Origin of the sequence: Bradyrhizobium sp., assembly GCF_030693485.1 — a bacterium.
Classification (GTDB): Bacteria; Pseudomonadota; Alphaproteobacteria; order Rhizobiales; family Xanthobacteraceae; genus Bradyrhizobium.
This window is the reverse complement of record NZ_JAUYAN010000080.1, coordinates 13,297-34,263: the sequence shown is the minus strand read 5'-3', so window position 1 is coordinate 34,263 and position 20,967 is coordinate 13,297. Positions and strand designations below refer to the sequence as shown.

At 63.8% G+C, this 20,967-nt stretch carries 18 protein-coding genes and 1 tRNA gene; 10 read left to right on the top strand and 9 right to left on the bottom strand.

Translation table 11 applies throughout. The features are described from left to right. Positions 1-24: 24 nt before the first annotated feature. From Q8N40_RS06085 to Q8N40_RS06055, 7 genes are all read right to left on the bottom strand, one after another. Positions 25-492 carry a low molecular weight phosphatase family protein gene (locus tag Q8N40_RS06085; protein WP_305711171.1) on the bottom strand — a complete coding sequence of 156 codons (468 nt, stop codon included), beginning with the start codon at positions 490-492 and terminating at the stop codon, positions 25-27. 6 nt (positions 493-498) lie between these two features. Then, positions 499-993, bottom strand: coding sequence for a UPF0262 family protein (locus tag Q8N40_RS06080; protein WP_305322570.1), 495 nt, complete (start codon positions 991-993; stop codon positions 499-501). Then, complete coding sequence (gene hisD, locus Q8N40_RS06075) at positions 990-2,285, bottom strand: histidinol dehydrogenase (RefSeq protein ID WP_305711170.1); 1,296 nt, start codon at positions 2,283-2,285, stop codon at positions 990-992. The genes Q8N40_RS06080 and hisD overlap by 4 nt, the downstream gene beginning before the upstream one ends. Positions 2,286-2,484: 199 nt before the next feature. Further along, positions 2,485-2,907: a DUF2948 family protein gene (locus tag Q8N40_RS06070; protein ID WP_305711173.1), complete on the bottom strand. Its 423-nt coding sequence runs from the start codon at positions 2,905-2,907 to the stop codon at positions 2,485-2,487. 2 nt (positions 2,908-2,909) lie between these two features. Then, a complete protein-coding gene (gene murA / locus Q8N40_RS06065) occupies positions 2,910-4,199 on the bottom strand; it encodes a UDP-N-acetylglucosamine 1-carboxyvinyltransferase (RefSeq protein ID WP_305711169.1) in 1,290 nt (429 codons plus the stop codon). A 29-nt stretch (positions 4,200-4,228) separates the two neighbouring features. Next, positions 4,229-4,546, bottom strand: a complete 318-nt coding sequence (locus Q8N40_RS06060) for a hypothetical protein (protein WP_305711168.1) — start codon at positions 4,544-4,546, stop codon at positions 4,229-4,231. Between the two features lie 27 nt (positions 4,547-4,573). Next, positions 4,574-4,768, bottom strand: a complete 195-nt coding sequence (locus Q8N40_RS06055) for a hypothetical protein (RefSeq protein ID WP_305711167.1) — start codon at positions 4,766-4,768, stop codon at positions 4,574-4,576. Between the two features lie 346 nt (positions 4,769-5,114). Here Q8N40_RS06055 and Q8N40_RS06050 point away from each other — a divergent pair. The 7 genes from Q8N40_RS06050 (at position 5,115) to Q8N40_RS06020 (ending at position 12,290) form a co-directional block, all read left to right on the top strand. Then, positions 5,115-5,189, top strand: a tRNA-Thr gene (locus Q8N40_RS06050). A gap of 203 nt (positions 5,190-5,392) precedes the next feature. Beyond that, positions 5,393-5,728, top strand: a complete 336-nt coding sequence (locus Q8N40_RS06045; RefSeq protein ID WP_305711166.1) for a hypothetical protein — start codon at positions 5,393-5,395, stop codon at positions 5,726-5,728. A 510-nt stretch (positions 5,729-6,238) separates the two neighbouring features. Continuing rightward, entirely contained in the window at positions 6,239-6,559 is a 321-nt protein-coding gene (locus Q8N40_RS06040) for a hypothetical protein (RefSeq protein ID WP_305322577.1), read from the top strand. Between the two features lie 461 nt (positions 6,560-7,020). Beyond that, on the top strand, positions 7,021-7,758 hold the full coding sequence (locus tag Q8N40_RS06035; protein WP_305322579.1) for an outer membrane protein: 738 nt from the start codon (positions 7,021-7,023) through the stop codon (positions 7,756-7,758). 226 nt (positions 7,759-7,984) lie between these two features. Continuing rightward, positions 7,985-8,704 (top strand): outer membrane protein, encoded by a 720-nt coding sequence (locus Q8N40_RS06030; RefSeq protein ID WP_371135627.1) that lies wholly within the window; start codon positions 7,985-7,987, stop codon positions 8,702-8,704. A gap of 170 nt (positions 8,705-8,874) precedes the next feature. Further along, positions 8,875-11,037 (top strand): methyl-accepting chemotaxis protein, encoded by a 2,163-nt coding sequence (locus Q8N40_RS06025; RefSeq protein ID WP_305711165.1) that lies wholly within the window; start codon positions 8,875-8,877, stop codon positions 11,035-11,037. A gap of 191 nt (positions 11,038-11,228) precedes the next feature. Then, on the top strand, positions 11,229-12,290 hold the full coding sequence (locus Q8N40_RS06020) for an MBL fold metallo-hydrolase (RefSeq protein ID WP_305322581.1): 1,062 nt from the start codon (positions 11,229-11,231) through the stop codon (positions 12,288-12,290). 15 nt (positions 12,291-12,305) lie between these two features. Here Q8N40_RS06020 and Q8N40_RS06015 read toward each other — a convergent pair whose 3' ends face one another. Both Q8N40_RS06015 and Q8N40_RS06010 read right to left on the bottom strand, forming a co-directional pair. Then, entirely contained in the window at positions 12,306-14,780 is a 2,475-nt protein-coding gene (locus tag Q8N40_RS06015) for a hypothetical protein (protein ID WP_305711164.1), read from the bottom strand. Positions 14,781-15,030: 250 nt separating this feature from the next. Beyond that, the gene (locus Q8N40_RS06010) at positions 15,031-15,516 is read right to left on the bottom strand and encodes a hypothetical protein (protein ID WP_305322583.1); all 486 of its coding nucleotides are present in this window, start codon (positions 15,514-15,516) and stop codon (positions 15,031-15,033) included. A 300-nt stretch (positions 15,517-15,816) separates the two neighbouring features. On the opposite strand from Q8N40_RS06010, the gene hemA reads away from it, so the two are divergent. The 3 genes from hemA to Q8N40_RS05995 all read left to right on the top strand — a co-directional run bounded on the left by hemA (position 15,817) and on the right by Q8N40_RS05995 (position 20,956). Next, positions 15,817-17,046 carry a 5-aminolevulinate synthase gene (gene hemA, locus Q8N40_RS06005; protein WP_305711163.1) on the top strand — a complete coding sequence of 410 codons (1,230 nt, stop codon included), beginning with the start codon at positions 15,817-15,819 and terminating at the stop codon, positions 17,044-17,046. A 128-nt stretch (positions 17,047-17,174) separates the two neighbouring features. Continuing rightward, a complete protein-coding gene (locus tag Q8N40_RS06000) occupies positions 17,175-20,687 on the top strand; it encodes a PAS domain-containing hybrid sensor histidine kinase/response regulator (RefSeq protein ID WP_305711162.1) in 3,513 nt (1,170 codons plus the stop codon). 98 nt (positions 20,688-20,785) lie between these two features. After that, on the top strand, positions 20,786-20,956 hold the full coding sequence (locus tag Q8N40_RS05995; RefSeq protein WP_370871004.1) for a hypothetical protein: 171 nt from the start codon (positions 20,786-20,788) through the stop codon (positions 20,954-20,956). The last annotated feature ends 11 nt before the right edge of the window (positions 20,957-20,967 follow it).

Sequence of the window (20,967 nt, the reverse complement as noted above, 5' to 3'; positions counted from 1 at the left end):
TGCATCGCCCGGGAATGACGATGATCACCCATTCGCGGCCCCCACCCTGGAAAACCGCTTGCGGATGCGCATCGACAGGGAGTCGCAGACCTCGCGATAGGCCTGCAGCTTCTGCTCGCGATTGCCGTCGGCGCCGGTGGGATCGTGGGTCGGCCAGTATTCGACGTCGACCGCCATGGTCCGGGTCAGTTCCAGCGCCTTGTGATGCGCCTCCGGCGACAGCGTGACGATGAGATCGAAATTCAGCCCCTCCCAGTCGTCGAGTTCCTCGAACGTGGTCGGCTTGTGTTGGGATATGTCGTGGCCCAGCTCCGCCATCGCGGCGACCGCGAACGGATCGAGCTCGCCCTTGCGGACGCCGGCGGATTTGACGTAGAGCGCCTGCGGGAACATCTGCTGCAGCAGGCTTGCGGCCATCGGCGAACGCACGCTGTTGAGGCCGCAGGCAAACAGCACGGCCTGCGGGGTGCGTACGCGCGGCGGCGTCTCCATTGGAGACTAACCCTTCCAGTGCAGAACGGTGATCAGCGTGAACAGCCGGCGGGCGGTCTCGAAATCGAGCCGCACCTTGCCCTTCAGCCGCTCCTGCAGGGTGCGCGAGCCCTCGTCGTGAATGCCGCGGCGACCCATGTCGATGGCCTCGATCTTGTCCGGCGTGGCGGTGCGGATTGCCTGGTAATAGCTGTCGCAGATCATGAAATAGTCCTTCACGATCCGCCGGAACGGCGTCAGCGACAACAGATGCGCCACCACGGGCGCGCCGTCCTCGCGGCGGATGTCGAACATCAGCCGGCTGCCGGTGATGCCGATGTGCAGCGTGAACGGCCCGTTGTCGGCGCCTTCGGGCGCGAACAGGTTCTTCTCGACCAAATCGTAGATCGCGATCGCCCGCTCATGCTCGATATCGGGGCCGGAGCGCCCGATCGATTCCTCGTCGAGCGTGACCGCCACGATGCGATTGTTGAAATCCTCGTCTGGCAGGGGTCTGGTCATGACAGGTTGAGGCGCATTCCCACTGAGCGCGCATGGGCATCGAGGCCCTCGGCCTTGCCCAGCGTCATCGCCGCCGGTCCCAGTGAGCGCAACTGGTCCGGTCCGCATTTCAGGATCGACGTTCGCTTCATGAAGTCAAGTACGCCGAGGCCGGAGGAGAACCGCGCCGAGCGCGCGGTCGGCAGCACGTGGTTGGAGCCACCGACATAGTCGCCGATCGCCTCCGGGGTGTGGGGACCGAGGAAGATCGCGCCGGCATTGCGGATTTGCGCCGACAGCGCCTCCGGATCGGCCGTCATGATCTCCAGATGCTCGGCGGCGATGGCATTGGCCAGCGGCACGGCCTCACCCAGGTTTTTCACCAGGATGATGGCGCCGTACGCATCCCACGAGGCCCGCGCGATATCGCCCCGCGGCAGCGTGGCGAGCTGCGATTGCACGGCCTGTTCGACTTCGCCGGCCAGCCGCGCGCTGTCGGTGATCAGGATCGACTGCGCGTTGACGTCGTGCTCGGCCTGCGCCAGCAGATCGGCCGCGATCCAGCCGGCATTGCCGGTGTCGTCGGCGATGACAAGCACTTCCGAGGGGCCGGCGATCATGTCGATGCCGACCTTGCCGAACACCTGCCGCTTGGCGGCGGCGACATAGGCGTTGCCGGGCCCGACGATCTTCGCCACCGGCGCGATGGTGGCGGTGCCATAGGCCAGCGCCGCCACCGCCTGCGCGCCGCCAACGCGGTAGATTTCGGAGACGCCGCCGAGATGGGCGGCCGCCAGCACCAGCGGGTTGAGCTTGCCGTCCGGCGACGGCACCACCATCACCACGCGCGGCACGCCGGCGACGCGTGCCGGCACCGCATTCATCAGCACCGAGGACGGATAGGCCGCGGTGCCGCCCGGCACGTAGAGTCCGACCGCGTCGATCGCGCTCCAGCGCCAGCCGAGTTCAACACCGAGCGCGTCGGTAAAGCGCTCGTCCTTGGGCAATTGCCGCGCATGAAACACCTCGATGCGGTCGCGGGCGAAAGCCAGCGCGTCGAGCGTTCTGGCATCGCAGGCCTTCACCGCGGCGTCGATTTCGCCTGAGGTCACCCGGAGGCCGTCGGCATCTAGCTCGAGCCGGTCGAACTTGCGCGTCGCCTCGATCAGCGCGGCGTCGCCGCGCGCGGCCACATCATCGACAATGGCGCGGGTCGCCGCCTCGATATCGGCCGATACCTCGCGCTTGGCGCCGAGAAAACCCTGGAATTGGCGGGCAAAATCGGCGCTGCTGTGGTCGAGACGAACGGGCATGGCGGCTTTCCAGGGACTACTGCTCAATGGCGCGGCGACAAACCGCCGTCAACCCTTAGCCCGGATGATGAGGTGGTTGTCCGTCATTCCGGGATGGTGCGCCAGCACCAGACCCGGAATCCCCAGATTCCGGGTTCGCTCGCTTCGCTCTCGCCCGGGAATGACAGACTTCTCACGCCCCCAGCCCCGATTCCGCGTCTTAGTCGAGTTCGCCAGCGAGATCGTCGCCGCCGAGGTCGGTCAGCTCGCATTCGAGGCACTCGACGTCGAGCCGCAGCGCCCCGCCCTGGGCGAACAGCAGCAGCGCGCTGCCGCCGGGGGCTTCACCGGGATGAAATTCGATTCCCACGAGTTCGAGAGCCGCTTGCGGCGCGTCCAGATCGATATTGCGCGACTTGCACGACAGCACCCGGTCGAACCGCAGCGCCGCGAACAGGCGGCGCGGCGCGGTCTCCCCCGCCAGCGTCTGTTCCCAGTCCAGCCGGAGCATGCCGACCACCAGCCGCTTTTCGTCCTGCCGCCAGACGATATCGGAGGTCTGCACCCTTGCGTCCTGGACATGCGCCGAGATCACCGCGAGATCGTCGGCGTCGAGCGCAATCAATTTAAGCTGAGTCGTCACCATTACCCGCTGATACGTTCGATGGTGGCGCCGCAGGCCGACAATTTGTCCTCAAGCCGCTCGAAACCGCGGTCGAGATGATAGACCCGGTTGACCATGGTCTCGCCCTCGGCGGCGAGCCCGGCGATCACAAGCGACACCGAGGCACGCAAATCGGTGGCCATCACAGGCGCGCCGCGCAGCCTGGCGATGCCGTCGATGGTGGCGGTTTCGCCGTCGAGGCTGATCCGCGCGCCGAACCGCGCCAGCTCCTGCACATGCATGAAGCGGTTCTCGAAAATCGTCTCGGTGATATGCGAGGCGCCGCCGGCACAGGCCATCAGCGCCATCAATTGCGCCTGCAGGTCAGTGGGAAAGCCCGGAAACGGCGCAGTCGTTACCGTCACCGGATTGAGGCCGGCCCCGTTGCGGGCCACCCGGATGCCCTTGTTGTCGGCTGTGATGTCAGCGCCGGCCCGGGTCAGCACGTCGAGCGCCGATTGCAGCAATTCCGGCCGCGCGCCGGCCAGCAGCACATCGCCGCCGGTCATGGTCACCGCCATGGCATAGGTGCCGGTCTCGATTCGATCGGGCAGCACGGTGTGCCGCGCGCCGTGCAGCTTTGCCACGCCCTCGATCACGATGCGCGGCGTGCCGGCGCCGGAAACGCGCGCGCCCATCTTGTTGAGGCAGTCGGCGACATCAAGGATTTCCGGCTCGCAGGCGGCATTGGTGATCACGGTGGTGCCTTTGGCCAGGGTCGCCGCCATCAGTGCGACATGGGTGCCGCTCACGGTGACCTTGGGAAAGTCGATCGCCGCACCCTTCAGGCCCCCCGGCGCCTTGGCGATCACATAGCCGCCGTCGATGGTGATGACGGCGCCGAGTTTCTCCAGCGCCATGATCAGGAGATCGACCGGCCTTGTGCCGATGGCGCAGCCGCCCGGCAGCGACACCCTGGCCTCGTGCATCCGTGCCAACAGCGGCGCGATCACCCAGAAACTGGCGCGCATTTTCGACACCAGTTCGTAGGGCGCGGTGGTGTCGATGATGCTCGCCGCCGAGATATGCAGAGTCTGGCCCTGATATTCGTGATCGCCGGGCCGCTTGCCGGCCGACATGATATCGACGCCGTGATTGGAAAGAATGCGCTGCAAATTGACGACGTCGGCCAGCCGCGGCACGTTGTCGAGGATCAGCGTTTCCTCGCTCAAGAGCCCCGCGATCATCAATGGCAGTGCGGCATTCTTGGCGCCCGAGATCGGAATCGTGCCATTGAGCTTGCTGCCGCCGACGATGCGAATGCGATCCATGCCAAATCCCGCTTTTTGCTATGCATAAACTATAGGGCGAAGGGCACCCGGATGGCAAAAGCTTTGAAATTTGCGGCTATTTGATGGGTTTGCGCCGTATCAGGTGCCAGAGAAGAACAGGCGTCATATCCTGACAGGTCGAATTCGATCGCCGTGAAATCCCTGAAATCGCAGTGAACGATTTCGCGGAGTTTTGGGTGTTGCTGGCCGGCCGGGCTGCGCCCGACCGAGAGCACGCTGGTTACATGGGGATCGATCAGGCATTCGCGCAACGCGCCCTCGGCATTCCGTGCGGAAAACCCTTGTAAGCTTTCAAGCATGTCCGGGGCCACAGCGCCCGCGGTCAATCATTTCCTCCGGGCCGCCGCAAGCAGCTAGTCGCCCGGTTTCTTATCGAGTTCGTCATGTAGGGAGGCGCCGGCGTCATCGCGAGGTGCGGCGTGCGCATCGCTGCGTCCCCTCGCCTGCGACTTTCGCCGCTTGAGATTTTCCCGCAGCGCCAGTTTCAGCCGGTCCTGCCGCGAATTGCCGGCGGGCCGGCCTTTGCCTCTGTCCTTGTCATCCGTCATCGTCAACCTGCGGGACCGGGGAGCGTACGCACGAGCAATAGACCTATGACCGCGGCGGCGGCAACTTTGTGCTCCTTGCCTGCCACCATGGGGGCATTCGGGGGCCTGGGCAAAAATCGCGAAAACAACCCCATGCAATGATAGATTGGACCCCGGTCCGCAGCACCTTGGGAGGAAACGGGAACCAAATCGGCCCGCAATCGGCCAGTTGAGTTCGCCACGGCGATCCAGCGCCGTTTTGAGGACCTGTCAGGCCTCTCCCGCGCTTGCGCAGGCGGGGGGCTTGTGGCAAGGATCGGCCCGCTCTGTTGGGGTCCTTTTGGGCCGATTCTCGTGTCCGGAGCATGCTGCCGTAGCTCAGTGGTAGAGCACTCCATTGGTAATGGAGAGGTCGACAGTTCAATCCTGTCTGGCAGCACCAGTTCTTCCTGCGAAATCAAGCCTTCTCATCATCGCCAGCCGCGCGGGCGGGGCATGCGCCTAACGCAGCTTGTTGCAGTTGTTGGTATCGATACGGGGCTCTCCCACATCCACAACTCCCCTTATCCATTGGGGTGGTTAATTCCATCTTGTCGCTGCGTATCCGGGATACGGACAATATATTGAATTCAAACAGGAAATGTCATGTCCGCCCGAAAACGCATTGAGAAATACCGTCGTTCCGGGGGTACCGCGGATCTTGTGAGAGTGGAGGTTCTGGTACCTTCGTCCGCACGGGACGATGTGCTTCGTCTGGCTGAACGTCTGAGAGCCGATCATCGAAACGCCAAGGATCTGCAGGCGGCGTTCGATCAAGCGCTGGCGCTATACAGGGTCCGCATTCTGGACAATGTCGATCTTGATCGCCTACCCAATCTTCGGGCTCGCGCGCGCGTGGTGGCAAAGGCGATGATCGAGAGGGGCGACGCCCGGGCTTTCGCGCTTGGACACGAACTCCTTTCCCATGTGGAGCGCGCGTAATGGCCCTTACTGATCTTCAAGCGCGGATCATGCGGCGGCTGTCCCTGAACCGCTCCCCATCCAGCTATCTTGGGGCGGACTCATCCTGAATCTCGATTGGCCGCGTCGTTCGGACGACATCGACGAAGAAGTCTCGGAAGTTGCGGAAAAAAACATCGCCGATCGGGAGAAGGAGAGCTTCCACGTCACCGTCGATGTGAGAACCTCTGGCACCTATGAAGCAACACACTCCGACAGTTCCTCCTCGACCGTCATCCAATGGATGAGCGACACACGCATTCGCTTCTTTCCTCTTGTCAGGGACGAACAATGGGGACTTCGGCTTCATCAGGAGCGGTCGTTGAGGGGATATTGGTCGCTCGGTTACCGGATCCCTCGCTGAAGGAATTTCTGATCTTGTGGCGGGCCGCTACCGGGAAGACCGGTCCGGAACATGTCGAACCTCAATCATGCCACGATGCCGGTGGATCAGGTCATGCAAATGCAGCACCCGACCACTGATTCGCGACCATGACCGGCCATGACCTGAAACGGCTTCGCCAGGATATCGCTGACGCCATCGGCAGGCCGCTGTCGGCGGCGGACATGGCGAAGCTTTGCGGTCTCGCCGAGGACACCGGCGCCAACACGATACGCAAGTGGGAAGTCACCGGTCCCAGCAAACAGATTGCCGAACAGCTCCGCGTCCTGGCGATGGCCAGCGATCGTCATCCGATCCTCGACAATTTCAACATCTTCGACCGGCACACTGTCCCCGAGACGGAAAGACCCGCGCGCCGGGAAGCCTTCCGCGAACAGATGCGCGACGAGGTCCGTCGCCGCCTTGGCTGAGATGGTCACGCGCATTGCGCTGCTGATTCGCGTCACGCGATTTCTCTCTTCAGCAAATCCCATCGATGATTCGCACGTCGATGGCTCGTAGACATCGATCACGGCGAAGTGACCACCGACTCGAAATCGTCGGGCAAGCGCTTTGCGAGCTGATCGGAAGACACGCCATCGAATGCGTAATCTTCGTTCGCGCGAGATGCCGTTGGTGGAATATTTGATCGCTGAAAGACGCAATGAACAAGGCAGGAAGCGAAAACAAGCGGCGATTATGGCCTCATTTAGAGTTCATTAAGTTTTAATTAAGCACCTAGAAATCGATGTTATTCGAATCGAACGGAACATCGTCGGTGTGACCGATGGGTGACAGCATTCTGCGCGGAAGCTGTCTAAGTGCGCGCCATGGACGACGCCGCTAACGCAGCTCATCTGAAAATTAAAATGACTCCTGGAGACTACAACTAATGAAGAACTTCCTCCTCGGTACTGTGGCCCTCATCGCTCTCGGCGCGACCGTGCCCGCACTTGCAGCCGATATGGCAGCCCGTCCCTACACCAAGGCAGCGCCCGCGGCGTACGCGCCGATCTACAACTGGACCGGCTTCTACATCGGCGGTCACGTCGGCGGCGCCTTCGGCGGCAACAACGGGTTCCTCGGCACCACCAACAACGACAGCGACGGCCGCTTCCTCGGCGGTTTGCAGGGCGGCGCCGACTACCAGTTCGCCCCGAACTGGGTGCTCGGTATCGAAGGCCAGTACTCCTGGCTCGGCAGCAACAACAGCGGCGTTGCGTTCTCCGGCGCTGGCGCGGGTTACACCTACACCCACAACCAGCGTGGCCTCGGCTCGGTGACCGGCCGTCTCGGCTACACCTGGGGTCCGGCTCTGCTTTACGTCAAGGGCGGCTACGCCTATTCCGACTACAATCAGTCTTTGACGTTCGGCGGCGTGCCGCAGGCGTTCTCGACCAACAGCAGCCATCATGACGGTTACACCGTCGGCGCCGGTCTGGAATACATGTTCGCGCAGAACTGGTCGGGCAAGGTCGAGTATCAGTACTACGACTTCGGCAAGACCAACTTCGTGACGCCCGCTGTGCTGACCCAGTTCGGCAGCACCCGGCATGACGAGCACACCGTCAAGGCCGGCATCAACTACCGCTTCAACATGGGCGGCGCCCCGGTTGCTGCACGCTACTGATCTGCAGTCTCACGCGGCATCGACGAAAGGCCGGCTTCATGCCGGCCTTTTTTCGTTAGGGCTTCATTAAGCAAGGCGAACGGTTGGCTCCCGGCAGGCTCCGCCTGGGCGATCTGGTCACGGCATTTTATTAAAATGCCGTCTAACTCCGCGGCATGGAAGGCACGGACAGCGCCGCCCGCCAGAATTCGTCGGAGACTGCATCATGAAGCTCATGCCAAGTATCTTGCCAGGTATCTTGCACGGTATCGCCGTCCTTATCGTTCTCGGCGCGAGCGTGCCGGCCGTCGCGGCCGATCTCGGGGCTCGCCCATATGGCCGGGCGCCGGCCTATGCAGCGCCGATCTACCAATGGACCGGCTTCTACCTCGGCGGTCACGCCGGCGGCGCCTTCAGCGGCAGCACCAATTTCGGCGGACTCGCGCTGAGCAATTATGACGCCAGGTTCCTTGGCGGCGTTCAGGTCGGCGCTGACTTTCAGTTCGCGGGCAATTTCGTCGTCGGCATCGAAGGCCAGTATTCCTGGCTCAGCAGCAACAAGATCGGTTCGATCTTCCCCGCCGGCTTCGTCTACAGCAACAACCAGCGCGGGCTCGGCTCCGTCACCGGCCGCCTCGGCTACTCCTGGGGTCCGGCGCTGTTCTACGCCAAGGGCGGCTATGCCTATTCCAGCCATGACGAAACGCTGACATTCGGCGGCGCTCCGGTCGCTTTCACGCTCAATCGCGATCATCGCGACGGTTACACCGTCGGCGGCGGCATCGAGTATCTGTTCACGCCGAACTGGTCGGCCAAGGCCGAGTATCAGTATTACGATTTCGGCAAGAGCCGCTTCGTCGCGCCGGCCGCGCTGGTCCCGTTCGGCACATTCAGCAACGATGAGCACAGCCTGAAGGCCGGCCTGAACTATCGCTTCAACCTGGGTTCGACCGCGGCAAGGTACTGAGCGCTGCCGACCGATCTCGCGGAAATACCGGATCGCGGAATAGGCGCCAGCCGCGCCTTTTGTTGTCGGCCCACAAATTTTGGGCGGCAGGTCAAATCCCGTAATTTTGTTAACCCGGTAACGAGATACTGTTCCGGAAGATTCATCCAGAAGATGTGGGCGGGGACGGCATGGCGTTGCAATTCAAGATCGGTAGGCTCGTCACGACCAGGCTCGGCGGACTGCTGGGTCGCCTGCGTCCGCGTTGGGGAGTGAGGGGCAGCCTGTTTGCCGCCTTCGCAGTGATCGCGGGCATGGCCATCGTCATCAGCGTCGGCGCCGGCATGCTGCTCGGACATCTCGGCGGGGCGATGGTCGAGCTGAGCGGCCGGGACATCCCCCGCCTCGCGGCCAGCCTGCAGCTCTCCGAGCAGAGCGCAAGCCTCGCCAGCCAGGGACCGGCACTGCTGGCCTCGCAGAGCGAGGAGATCCTGAAAGACCGCGCCAGGAAGATGAAGGAAACCCAGGCGGTCACGCTGGCCAAGCTCGGCGAGATCACCGCGCTCGGCGCCGACAAGACGGTGGTGGCAAACCTCGCCGAGACCGTGAAGAACATCGACGAAATGATCCAGAGCCTCGGCAACGCGGCGCGCGAGCGCCTCGAGACCGGCGTCCAGCATGACAAGCTCTACGTCGCCGTACGCGCGGCCCAGACCGCCTTCGTAAAGGCTGCCGGTCCGGCGATGGTCGGCGCGCAGACCCAGCTCAACGGCATTTTCGGCGCCCCCGACTTTTCCCAGGACGAAGCGACCAAGGCGGAGCAGGTCGTCGAGCAGCTCGGCGACATCGTCGCCGGCGGCAATCTCATGGCGTTCAACCTGATATCGGCGCTGTCGTCCGACTCTAGCGACGCGCTGGAGACCATCGAGAAAGAATTCCGCACCGCGCAGCAGCGCGTCAAGAAGAATCTCGACCTGCTGCCCAACGGCTCTTCGACCACTGCGCTGCGCACCGCGGCCATGGGCGTGATGGGGCTGAGCGAAGGCAAGACCGGGGTCTTCAATATCCGCCAGAAGGAACTCGACGCCGCCGATTACGGCCAGGCCGTTCTCGAAGAAAGCCGCAAGCTCAATGTCGGCCTCGGCATCAGCGTGCAGCAGCTCGTCGAGGGCGTGCGAAGCGAAACCGACGCATCGACCGGGCAGGCCCGCAAGGAAATTTCGCTGGCGACCATCGTCATGCAGGCGCTGGGGGCGGCGACCCTGATCGGATCCGTGCTGTTCGTATGGCTTTATGTCGGCCGCAACATCCTGCGGCGGATCGGCAATTTGCAGCGCTCGATGCAGGTGCTGTCGAGCGGCGATCTCGCGACCGAAATTTATCGCTCGAGCCAGCACGACGAGATCGGAGCGATGGCCGATTCGCTGCAGGTGTTCCGCGAGAGCATGATCGAGGCCCGCGCGCTGAGTGCCGATCAGGACAAGGACCGCATCGCCAAGGCCGAGCGTGCCTCGCGGATGGAGGCCCGGATCGTCGAATTCGAGGCCACCGTCCGCACCGCGCTCGACACCCTGCAGAATTCGGCCAATTCGATGCAGACCACGGCGCAGGCCATGTCGGTGACATCAGATCAATCCAGCGCGCTGGTGAGCGCGGTGGCCTCCGCCGCCGAGGAAACTTCGGTCAACGTGCAGACGGTGTCCGCGGGCACCGAGGAACTGTCGTCATCGATCTCCGAGATCGGCCGCCAGGTGGTGACTTCGGCGCAAATCGCCCGCAAGGCGGTCGATAATGCCGGCACCACCGACGCCACCATGCAGGGGCTCGCCGACAACGCCGGCCGCATCAGCGTCGTGGTCGACCTCATTCAGAACATCGCCTCGCAGACCAATCTGCTCGCGCTCAACGCCACTATCGAGGCCGCCCGCGCCGGCGAGGCCGGCCGCGGATTTGCCGTAGTCGCCTCCGAGGTGAAGAGCCTCGCCAACCAGACCGCGAAGGCGACCGACGAAATCCGCCAGCAGATCGCCAGCATGCAGACGGTGACGGCCTCGGCGGTCGGCGCCATCAGGAACATCTCCACGACGATCTCGGAGATCAACGAGGTGACCGCCGCGATCGCCACGGCGGTCGAGGAGCAGGGTGCGGCGACGCGTGAGATCGCCCGCAATATTCAGCATGCCGCCGGCGGCACGTCAGAGGTTTCCAGCAACATCGTCGGGGTCTCCACCGCGTCCGCGGAGGCCGGCGCTGCCGCCGGCGAGGTGCTGAGCGCATCCGCGGCCCTGCGCCGCGAGGCCGACGTGCTGCGATCGGAAATCGACGCCTTCCTGTCCAACATCCGGGCGGCGTAGAAATTCGAACCCGGAATCTCGAGATTCCGGGTTCGTCGCTGGCGCGACGCCCCGGAATGACGGCGTCGGCCCGCCCGCGGCCAATACCCCATGCGACCCATGTGTTTTGTCCGAGGCCACCTTTGCTTTTTCGGCTGGCGCCGCGTCGATTGTGCGGTTAAGCCGATAGCGACAATTGCGAAACCTGAGCGATGCATTCCAAAACAGACATGGTACCGTCCTCGGCCGAGGCGTTGCGCTACCCCTGGGAAAGCCACCCCGGCCACGATCAGGTCGTCGAGGTGAGGCCCGGCCTGTTGTGGGTCCGGCTCAAGCTGCCGTTCCGCCTCAACCACGTGAACATCTACCTGCTCGCCGACGGCGACGGCTGGGCGATGGTGGATGCCGGTTTCGGCAACGAGGAAACCATCGCGGCCTGGACCGCTTTGTTCGAGGGACCGCTCAGCCACGTCAAGGTGACGCGGCTGATCGTGACCCATTCGCATCCCGATCACGTCGGTCTCGCCGGCTGGATCGTTGACCGCTTCGACTGTCCGCTCGAGATGTCGCAGGTGGAATATCTGCAGTCGGTCTATCACCAGAACCGCGGCACCGAGGATCGGCGCAATGCGCAGCGCCTGTTCTTCCGCCGTCACGGCATGGACGAGGACCTGACCGATAAATTGCTCGGCCGCGGCCAGGATTACCTGAAGCGGGTCTCCACCCTGCCGCCGTCCTATCGCCGCATCTCCCATGGCGACGAAGTTTCCATCGGCACAAGACGCTTCAAGGTCATCACCGGCGGCGGCCACGCGCTCGACCAGGTGATGCTGTATTGCGCCGCCGACAAGCTTTTCCTGTCGGCCGATCAGGTGCTGAGCAAGATCTCGCCCAATGTCAGCGTCTGGGCGGTCGAGCCCGACCAGAATTCACTCGGCGAGTATCTGGCTTCGCTGGCCAGCCTCACCACCACGCTGCCCTATGATCTGCTGGTGCTGCCCGGCCACGGTGTGCCGTTCTACGGACTGAAAACCCGCATCAAGCAACTGGCCGATCATCACGAGGAACGCTGCGGACTGATCGCCGACGCCTGCCGCGAAATTCCGCAAACCTCGAAGGAACTGGTGCCGGTGGTCTTCCACAAGCACGTGCTCGACGTGCACCAGATGGGCTTTGCCGCCGGAGAACTGATTGCGCACGTCAATTACATGCTGGTCGAGGGACGGCTGATCGCCGAAACAACCGACGGCGTGCTGCGCTTCAGGACGACCTGACACTTGCGAGCAAGATCAGGCGGGGTTGCTCGCGGCGGCCAGTTCGACTCGTATCGACGGTGCGATCGAAGCGGCCGCGGCGCCGACTTCTTCACGGTCCGGCCTTGCGGCGAACCCGCCCACGAGGTTCGCTTGCCGGCTCAGGGCGATCATGACGGCACAGACGACATAGAAGCCCACGCCGAGCGCGTATGTCCTGGCGATGCCGAATTCTATCGACAGCGCCATGCCCAGCACCGACGCAAACATCGAGGTAATGCCGTTGGCGCTCCAGAAGAACGGAAGCAGGTCCGAGTGACGGCGCCAGATGCTCAGCCCGAGTGGAAACATCATCCCCATGCAGAACGCCGGGGGGGCCAGCAGCAGAACGGACAGCAGGATGCGTATATCGGTAGCTTCCGATCGCGCCCATGTGGTGAGCAAGGGAGTCAGCACCCCCGCCGCCACCAGCGTGACCAGGAGCGCCGCAACCCTGGCGATGACCGCGGCGCGTCGAGGGAAGCGCGCACCGACCGTGACGCTGCCGATCCCGCTGAACAGAAGAATGGTGAAAAGCACGACACTGAGCCCGTAGACGGGATGTCCGAGGAAGACCATCAGCCGCTGCATCTGCGATATCTCGATCAGCATGAAGCCCATGCCGATCGCGCAGAAATAGGTCACGGGTGGCGTCAGCGTCGCCAGCGGCATCCGCCGCGCGAGACGGACAAAGGGGTCGATGATGTAGTAGACGCAGGCGCACAGCGACAGCACCAGCAGCATCAGGGTCGTGGTGATCGCCGAGTTGTTGTTCGAGAGCGACGATACCGGCTTGCTGAAAAATTCCCCGAACCGCGCCGTATAGAAGAAGAACGGATTGTCGTCCGTCGAGGGGGTGACGTTCTCCGGCAATGATGCGAAGAAAGCAGCATCCGCCTTGCCGGACAGCAATTTCGACGTCACGGCATCGAAAGCGACGCCCGGCCCCAGCAGTACCTTGAAGCCCTGGGACAGCAGCCGCGCTTGCGCGTCGTGCCATTGCGCACTTGTGAAGGCGTCTGGACGGGTAATCACCGTTACGATGTTGTCCACGTTCACGACGACGACATGGTTCGGCAACTCGGTTGCGGACACGCCCTTGTTCTGCAGCGCGCTGGCGGCGATCGCCACCAGGCGATAGAGCTCGCCGCGGTGATGCTCCGGTTCGTACCAGCGCGAAATCGACAGCAACCCGCCGGGCTTCAGCGCCCGGTAGAAGTCGCCCCATGCCTCGACAGTATAGAGGCGGTTTTCCGTCAGCGTCAGCCCACCGGCGGCGGTCGCGGCCCAGGTGTCGATCAGCGAAATCTGGACCAGGTCATATCGATCGGATGAATGGTTGATGTAGCTGCGGGCTTCGGCATTGACCAGGGATACGCCGGGCTGGCGATCGAGATGACCGGAGAACTCGGCGAACTTGTCGGTGAGGACTTCGAAGATCGCGGGATTGATCTCAATTCCATAAATGCGCCTGGCGCCAAAATAGAGCGCAGAAAGAATGTCCCGGCCGCCGCCCACACCGACGACCGCGACGTCGGTCGCCGGCTGCACCAGGTAGGCCGCATTGATGACGTCGTCCTTCAGGTAGGACAGCTTGTCGATATCGCCGTCGTACCTGGTGATGATCGTGCCGGCATCGGCGTCGATGTCGAGCCGCTTCTGGTCGATTTTCATATCATGGGTGCGGGCAAAACCCCAGCCGAACGGAGCGGCCTCGCCCATCGCGGTCACCCTGACGCGCGAGTAGGTATTCCAGCGTTCGAACAGCGTTCCCTTCTGCTCGGCCCCCTTGGCCCAGAACACGCCCAGATGGCTCTTGCCGGAAACATCAAGGCCGGTGTGCATGCCGGCTGCGGCCGCCAGCGTCACTGCAACGGCGCCGCTGAGGCGCAGGCTGCGGATGTCGCCGCTGTCCCGCACGACCAGCCAGCCCGCCGCGGCGGCAAAGGCGCCGATCCACAGGGTGGCGCTGACGGGATCGACGACGAGCAGTACGAAGATGACACCGAGACATCCAAGCGCCGCCCCTGCGAGGTCGGACGCATAAAGTCCTCCGCCGCTGTAAGGCAGGCGTGTCAACAGCAGCGTGATGCAGATCCCGCTTTCGGTAAACGGCATGACGAAAGTCAACGCCGTAACCGCCAGGACCACCGCCACATACTGCTCGGGAATCACCAGCGGCGTGCATAGGAAGACCACCATGGCGCCGACGCCCGATATCGCGAACCATGATGCATGGCGTGCGAATTCCACTCCCACCTTTTCGGGCGTGTAGCGGGCCGGGTTGTTGTAGACCTCCATCGCTCCGCGGGTAAGCCCGAGCATGGCAAGCGAGATGGCCGCAAACGCAAAATGATAATACAGCATGACGCTGAAGAAGCGCGTGATCAGGATCTGGTAGGACAGCGTGGCCGCGGCCAGCACAAAAATTGCAAGATAATGGCGGCCCAGAATTCCGGGGAATGCTTGCAAGACCGTGTCCTCAAGGGGATATCGACCGATTTGCGCGATACAGTCGTTCGGCGGACGTTGAACGAAACTTCCTAATAACCCATTGCTCGGGCCATGGTCGAACACGCCATCGAAATTGTTGCCGGCACGCGGTCGCGCCGACGCACCGTCCGCAATTCTTGCTTAATAATTCATACTCGGGTCATCCGGTAATTCCGGCGTCAACCTCGTTCACGCGAACGGGCGCCCCGTGTCGGGCACGCGAAATGACTCAGAGCAACCGCTTGCGGATCGCTTCCTCGACGGCGGCGAGTTCCTGATTGGCCCGGTAGAGCTTGGCCTCGGCCGCCTGGGCGCGAAATTCGGCGGCTACCGTTCGCTCTTCCGCCCCCACGATCCGCGATTGGGCCTGCTGCAAGGCTCGCGAGACGTCCTGAAGCTTGATATTGAGTTCATTGACGACTTCGCGTCGTGCACGCTCGGCGGCATCCCGTTGCTTCTCGGCAAGGCGCAGTTTTTCGGCAAGGTCTTCGCACGCCGACTGCGCCCGCGCTTCGACTGCGCGCGCGTGGTCTTCCATGCCCTTGAAGATTTCGGCCGCCTGATTCACGAGGTCGAGCGCGGTGGCGCCGTCATTCCTGGTGGCGGAGGGGGCCAGGCTCACGATGTTCTCGGGCTCGGCGGCAGCAGGGGCGGAAGCCTTGTACCGGTAGTCCCAGATATCGTCACGGAGCTGCTGATTTGCGCGAAACGCCATACGCGTGACCCTTGTTGGAACTCTCGCATCAAAACTACCGCCAACATGGTAAATCGCTGGTTAATTGATCCCTGTTGGCGAGAGGGCTTCTTGCCGGTCGCATTGCAGCCCGCGATCCGTAACGAGAACAGCAAAACCCCGCCAATGCCTTGATCCGGATCAAGTTCTGGGCCGCGCGGGAAGCAACCCGGCCCCCGCGCATCGGGCGGCTCGGGGCCGATTCCGGCTCGACAGCAAAGCTGGAAACGCTCTAAAAAGGGGCTCGCCGCTTCGGCTTCACGCTCCGTTCCAGGTCCCGCGATGGATTACAGCCAGTTCTTCAGCACCGCCCTCAGCCGCCTGCATGACGAACGGCGCTACCGGGTTTTCGCCGATCTTGAGCGGATCGCGGGCCGGTTCCCGCACGCGGTGTGGCATTCCCCTGGGGGACCGCGCAACGTCGTGATCTGGTGCTCCAACGACTATCTCGGCATGGGCCAGCACCCGAAAGTGGTCGGCGCCATGGTCGAAACCGCGACGCGGGTCGGCACCGGCGCCGGCGGCACCCGCAACATCGCGGGCACCCATCACCCGCTGGTGCAGCTCGAGGCCGAACTCGCCGATCTGCACGGCAAGCAAGCCGCTTTGCTGTTCACCTCGGGCTATGTCTCGAACCAGACCGGCATCTCGACGATCGCGAAACTGATTCCGAACTGCCTGATCCTGTCGGATGCGCTCAACCACAATTCGATGATCGAGGGCGTGCGCCAGGCCGGCTGCGAGCGCCAGATTTTCCGTCACAACGACATGGCGCATCTGGAAGAACTGCTGCGCGCCGCGGGACCGGACCGGCCCAAGCTGATCGCCTGCGAGAGCCTGTATTCGATGGACGGCGACGTCGCACCGCTGGCGAAAATCTGCGATCTCGCCGAGCGCTATGGCGCGATGACCTATGTCGACGAAGTTCACGCGGTTGGCATGTACGGCCCGCGCGGCGGCGGCATCGCCGAGCGCGACGGCGTCATGCACCGCATCGACGTTCTGGAGGGCACGCTGGCCAAGGCGTTCGGCTGTCTCGGCGGCTATATCGCCGCCAGCGCCGACATCGTCGACGCGGTGCGTTCCTATGCGCCCGGCTTCATCTTTACGACCGCGCTGCCGCCGGCGATCTGCTCGGCGGCGTCAGCCGCGATCAAGCATCTGAAAACCTCAAGCTGGGAGCGCGAGCGCCATCAGGACCGCGCCGCCCGCGTCAAGGCGATCCTCCATGCCGCCGGCCTGCCGGTGATGTCGAACGAGACCCACATCGTGCCGCTGTTCGTCGGCGATCCCGAGGCCTGCAAGCGGGCCTGCGACATCCTGCTGGAAGAGCACAACATCTATATCCAGCCGATCAACTACCCGACTGTCGCCAAGGGCACCGAGCGCTTGAGGATCACGCCCTCGCCCTATCATGACGACGGCCTGGTCGATCAGCTCGCCGAAGCGCTGCTGCAGGTCTGGGAGCGCCTCGGCCTGCCACTGCGCGCGAAATCGCTGGCGGCCGAATAGCGGCACCGCTCCTCAGCCCCGAAATCCCCGGTTTCGGGGGCTCACGCACGATGCTTTGCCGGTTCAACCTGGCTATACTGCCCCGGCGGCTGTCGTTTGCGCAGGCCGAATATGAGGGGTAAGCCGCGATGCTGCACGACTGGGGCGTGATCGCAGCCGCTTTCGGCTACATCGGGTTCCTGTTTGTGATCGCCAGCTACGGCGACCGCCTCTCGCCGACCCAGCGCGGCCGCGCCAGCGCGCTGATCTATCCGCTGTCGCTGGCGATCTACTGCACCTCCTGGACCTTCTTCGGCTCGGTCGGATTCGCCACCCGCACCGGCGTCGACTTTCTCGCGATCTATGTCGGCCCGATCTTGATGATCGCGTTCTGCACGCCGCTGCTGCGCCGCGTCATCAAGCTGGCGAAATCGCAGAACATCACCTCGATCGCCGATTTCATCGCCGCGCGCTACGGCAAGAGCCAGGCCGTCGCCGCCACGGTCGCCGCAATCGCGATCATCGGCTCGGTTCCCTATATCGCGCTGCAGCTCAAGGCGGTGGCGGCGTCGCTCGGAACGATCCTCGAAGATCAGGCCTTCTCCTCGATTCCGATCATCGGTGACGTCGCGCTGATCGTCACGCTGGCGATGGCCGCCTTCGCGGTGCTGTTCGGCACCAGGCAGACCGACGCGACCGAACACCAGCATGGCCTGATGCTGGCGATCGCCACCGAATCCATCGTCAAGCTGGTGGCCTTCATCGCGGTCGGCGCCTTCGTCACGTTCTGGATGTTCTCGCCGGTCGAGCTGATCGAACGCGCGATGAAAGTCCCGGAAGCGGCACGGGCCATCGAGTACACGCCCTCGATCGGCAACTTCCTCACCATGACGCTGCTGTCGTTCTTCGCGATCATGCTGCTGCCGCGCCAGTTTCACGTCAGCGTGGTCGAGAATTCCAGCGACACCGAGGTGGGCCGGGCGCGCTGGCTGTTTCCGCTGTATCTGATCGCCATCAACCTGTTCGTGATTCCGATCGCGCTCGCCGGGCTCGTGACCTTCCCCTTCGGCGCGGTCGAAGCTGACATGTACGTGCTGGCGTTGCCGATGCAGGCCAATTCTCCGGTGCTCAGCGTCCTCGTCTTCGTCGGCGGCCTGTCGGCGGCGACCGCCATGGTGATCGTCGAATGCGTCGCGCTGTCGATCATGGTGTCGAACGATATCGTGGTGCCGCTGGTGCTGCAGCGAAGCCGGGAGTCCCGCGCCGCCCAGAAGGATTTCGGCAACTTCCTGCTCCGGGTCCGCCGCTTTGCGATTTTCGCCATCATGGTGATGGCGTATTTCTACTACCGCGCGCTCGGCAATGCCCAGCTGGCGGCGATCGGCCTGTTGTCCTTTGCGGCGATCGCGCAGCTGGCGCCGTCGTTCTTCGGCGGACTGTTCTGGCGCCGCGCTACCGCGCGGGGCGCCATGGGCGGCATGCTGGTCGGCGTCGCGGTGTGGATCTACACGCTGTTTCTGCCGAGCTTCCTCGAAGGCAATGCCGCGGGCATGCTGCTGCTGCAGCATGGCCCGTTCGGCATCGAGGCGCTGCGGCCGCGCGCGCTGTTCGGCGCCGACCTGCCGCCGCTGCTGCACGGCGTGCTGTGGTCGCTCTCGCTCAATCTGCTGACCTACATCGTGCTGTCGATGGCGCGCCAGCCGTCCTCGATCGAACGGCTGCAAGCCGACCTGTTTGCGCCGAGCACGCTGGCGCCGATGAACCCGGCCTTCCGGCGCTGGCGCACCACGGTGACCGTGCAGGACATCCAGAGTACGGTGGCGCAGTATCTCGGCCCCGATCGCGCCCGGCATTCGTTTGAAGCCTTCGCGATCACCCGCAATACCGCGCTCGACCCGGCCGCGCCCGCCGACTTCGAATTGCTGCAGCATGCCGAGCATCTGATCGCCTCGTCGATCGGGGCGGCGTCCTCGCGGCTGGTGATGTCGCTGCTGTTGCGCAAGCGCACCGTCTCGGCCAAGGCGGCGCTGAAGCTGCTCGACGACTCCCACGCCGCCCTGCACTTCAATCGCGAGGTGTTGCAGACTGCGCTGAACCATGTGCGGCAGGGCATCGCCGTGTTCGATGAGGAGCTGCAGCTGATCTGTTCGAACCGCCAGTTCGGCGAAATTCTCGGACTGCCGCTGCATCTCGTGCAGATCGGGATTCCCTTGCAGGAGATCCTGGAATTCATGGGGGCGATCAGCCCTGCCGGCCTCGGCGAGCGCGACAGCGCCGCCTTGCTGGACATGCGGCTGGCGGCCTACACCACCGAAGGCGAGCCTTATCTGGAACGCCTGCCGGATCGTCACCTGGTGATCGAGGTGCGCGCCAACCGGATGCCCGGCGGCGGGCTCGTAATCACCTTTTCCGACGTTACGCCGTCGTTCGAGGCGGCCGAAGCGCTGGAACGCGCCAATGCGACGCTTGAAAAGCGGGTGCGCGATCGCACCGAGCAACTCACCCTTCTGAATTCGGAACTGGCGCGGGCCAAGAGCACCGCCGAGGACGCCAATATCTCGAAAACGCGCTTTCTGGCCGCCGCCAGCCACGACATCCTGCAGCCGCTGAACGCGGCGCGGCTTTACGTCACGAGTCTGGTGGAGCGCCAGAACGGCGGCGAGGATTCGCGGCTGGTGGAAAACATCGACGATTCGCTGGAGGCGATCGAGGAGATCCTCGGGGCGCTGCTGGATATCTCGCGGCTCGATGCCGGCGCCATGACGCCGTCGATCTCGAGCTTCAAGATCGGCGACCTGATGCGTTCGCTGGAAATCGAATTCGCGCCGATTGCCCGGGCCAAGGCGCTGAAGCTGACCTTCGTGCCGAGTTCGCTGGCGGTGGAATCCGATCGCCTGATGCTGCGCCGGCTGCTGCAGAACCTGATTTCCAACGCCATCAAATACACCCCGCGCGGCCGCGTGCTGGTCGGCTGCCGGCGACACGGTCAGTCGCTGCAGATCGGGGTTTTCGACACCGGCGTCGGCATTCCCGTGGTCAAGCGCGGCGAGATCTTCAAGGAGTTTCACCGGCTGGAACAGGGCGCGCGGATTGCGCGCGGCCTGGGCCTCGGGCTGTCGATCGTCGAACGGCTCGCGCGTGTCCTCAACCACGGCATCGCGATCGACTCCAATGTCAGCGGCGGCTCGTTCTTTTCGGTGACGGTGCCGGTCGCCAGCGCCGTCACCCACACCGGGGCGGTCACCAGCGCGACGCCGCTGTCCAGGACGCCGATGAGCGGCTCGCTGATCGTGTGCATCGAGAACGATCCGGCGATCCTGGACGGCATGAAGACCCTGCTGACGGCCTGGGACGCCGAGGTCATCGCGGTGGCCGATCCGGAAGCCGCCGTCGAGGCGATCAAGGCCGCCGGCGTCCCGGTCACCGGCCTGCTGGTCGACTATCACCTCGACCGCGGCAATGGCGTCGCTGCGATCCGGGACATCCGCCGCCGCTTCGGCGAGAACATTCCGGCGATCCTGATTACCGCCGACCGCAGTCCGCATGTGCGGGACGCGGCGCGCGACGAGAACATCGCGGTGCTCAACAAGCCGGTCAAGCCGGCCAGCCTGCGGGCGCTGCTCGGGCAGTGGCGGACGCAGCAGATGGTGGCGGCGGAATAGCGGCGCAGGCCGTCCCAATCCCATGGGGTCAATGATGAAGGCGCAAGGCTTCGACATCCTGTCGGCATCTGAATCCGCATCTGTCCTTCGGAACAGGCGTGCATTTCTGCCTCGGCTTCCAGCTGGCGCGGGCGGAGACCGCGATCGCATTCGAGCGCATCCTGGCGCGCTTTCCGGATATGCGTATCGCCCCGCAAGCGAAGGTCGAATGGCACAAGCGCCTTGGCATACGCGCCCTGGCGCGGTTGCCGGTACGACTCGCCGCATGAGGCGTGCGTGC

Excerpts from the sequence above, each read along its gene's own strand:
- hemA (WP_305711163.1), top strand. The coding sequence starts at position 15,817 with ATGGATTACAGCCAGTTCTTCAGCACCGCCCTCAGCCGCCTGCATGAC.
- Q8N40_RS06000 (WP_305711162.1), top strand. The coding sequence starts at position 17,175 with ATGCTGCACGACTGGGGCGTGATCGCAGCCGCTTTCGGCTACATCGGG.
- Q8N40_RS06080 (WP_305322570.1), bottom strand. The coding sequence starts at position 993 with ATGACCAGACCCCTGCCAGACGAGGATTTCAACAATCGCATCGTGGCG.
- Q8N40_RS06055 (WP_305711167.1), bottom strand. The coding sequence starts at position 4,768 with ATGACGGATGACAAGGACAGAGGCAAAGGCCGGCCCGCCGGCAATTCG.
- Q8N40_RS06020 (WP_305322581.1), top strand. The coding sequence starts at position 11,229 with ATGCATTCCAAAACAGACATGGTACCGTCCTCGGCCGAGGCGTTGCGC.
- Q8N40_RS06010 (WP_305322583.1), bottom strand. The coding sequence starts at position 15,516 with ATGGCGTTTCGCGCAAATCAGCAGCTCCGTGACGATATCTGGGACTAC.
- Q8N40_RS06040 (WP_305322577.1), top strand. The coding sequence starts at position 6,239 with ATGACCGGCCATGACCTGAAACGGCTTCGCCAGGATATCGCTGACGCC.
- Q8N40_RS06025 (WP_305711165.1), top strand. The coding sequence starts at position 8,875 with ATGGCGTTGCAATTCAAGATCGGTAGGCTCGTCACGACCAGGCTCGGC.
- murA (WP_305711169.1), bottom strand. The coding sequence starts at position 4,199 with ATGGATCGCATTCGCATCGTCGGCGGCAGCAAGCTCAATGGCACGATT.
- Q8N40_RS06035 (WP_305322579.1), top strand. The coding sequence starts at position 7,021 with ATGAAGAACTTCCTCCTCGGTACTGTGGCCCTCATCGCTCTCGGCGCG.
- Q8N40_RS06045 (WP_305711166.1), top strand. The coding sequence starts at position 5,393 with ATGTCCGCCCGAAAACGCATTGAGAAATACCGTCGTTCCGGGGGTACC.
- hisD (WP_305711170.1), bottom strand. The coding sequence starts at position 2,285 with ATGCCCGTTCGTCTCGACCACAGCAGCGCCGATTTTGCCCGCCAATTC.
- Q8N40_RS06085 (WP_305711171.1), bottom strand. The coding sequence starts at position 492 with ATGGAGACGCCGCCGCGCGTACGCACCCCGCAGGCCGTGCTGTTTGCC.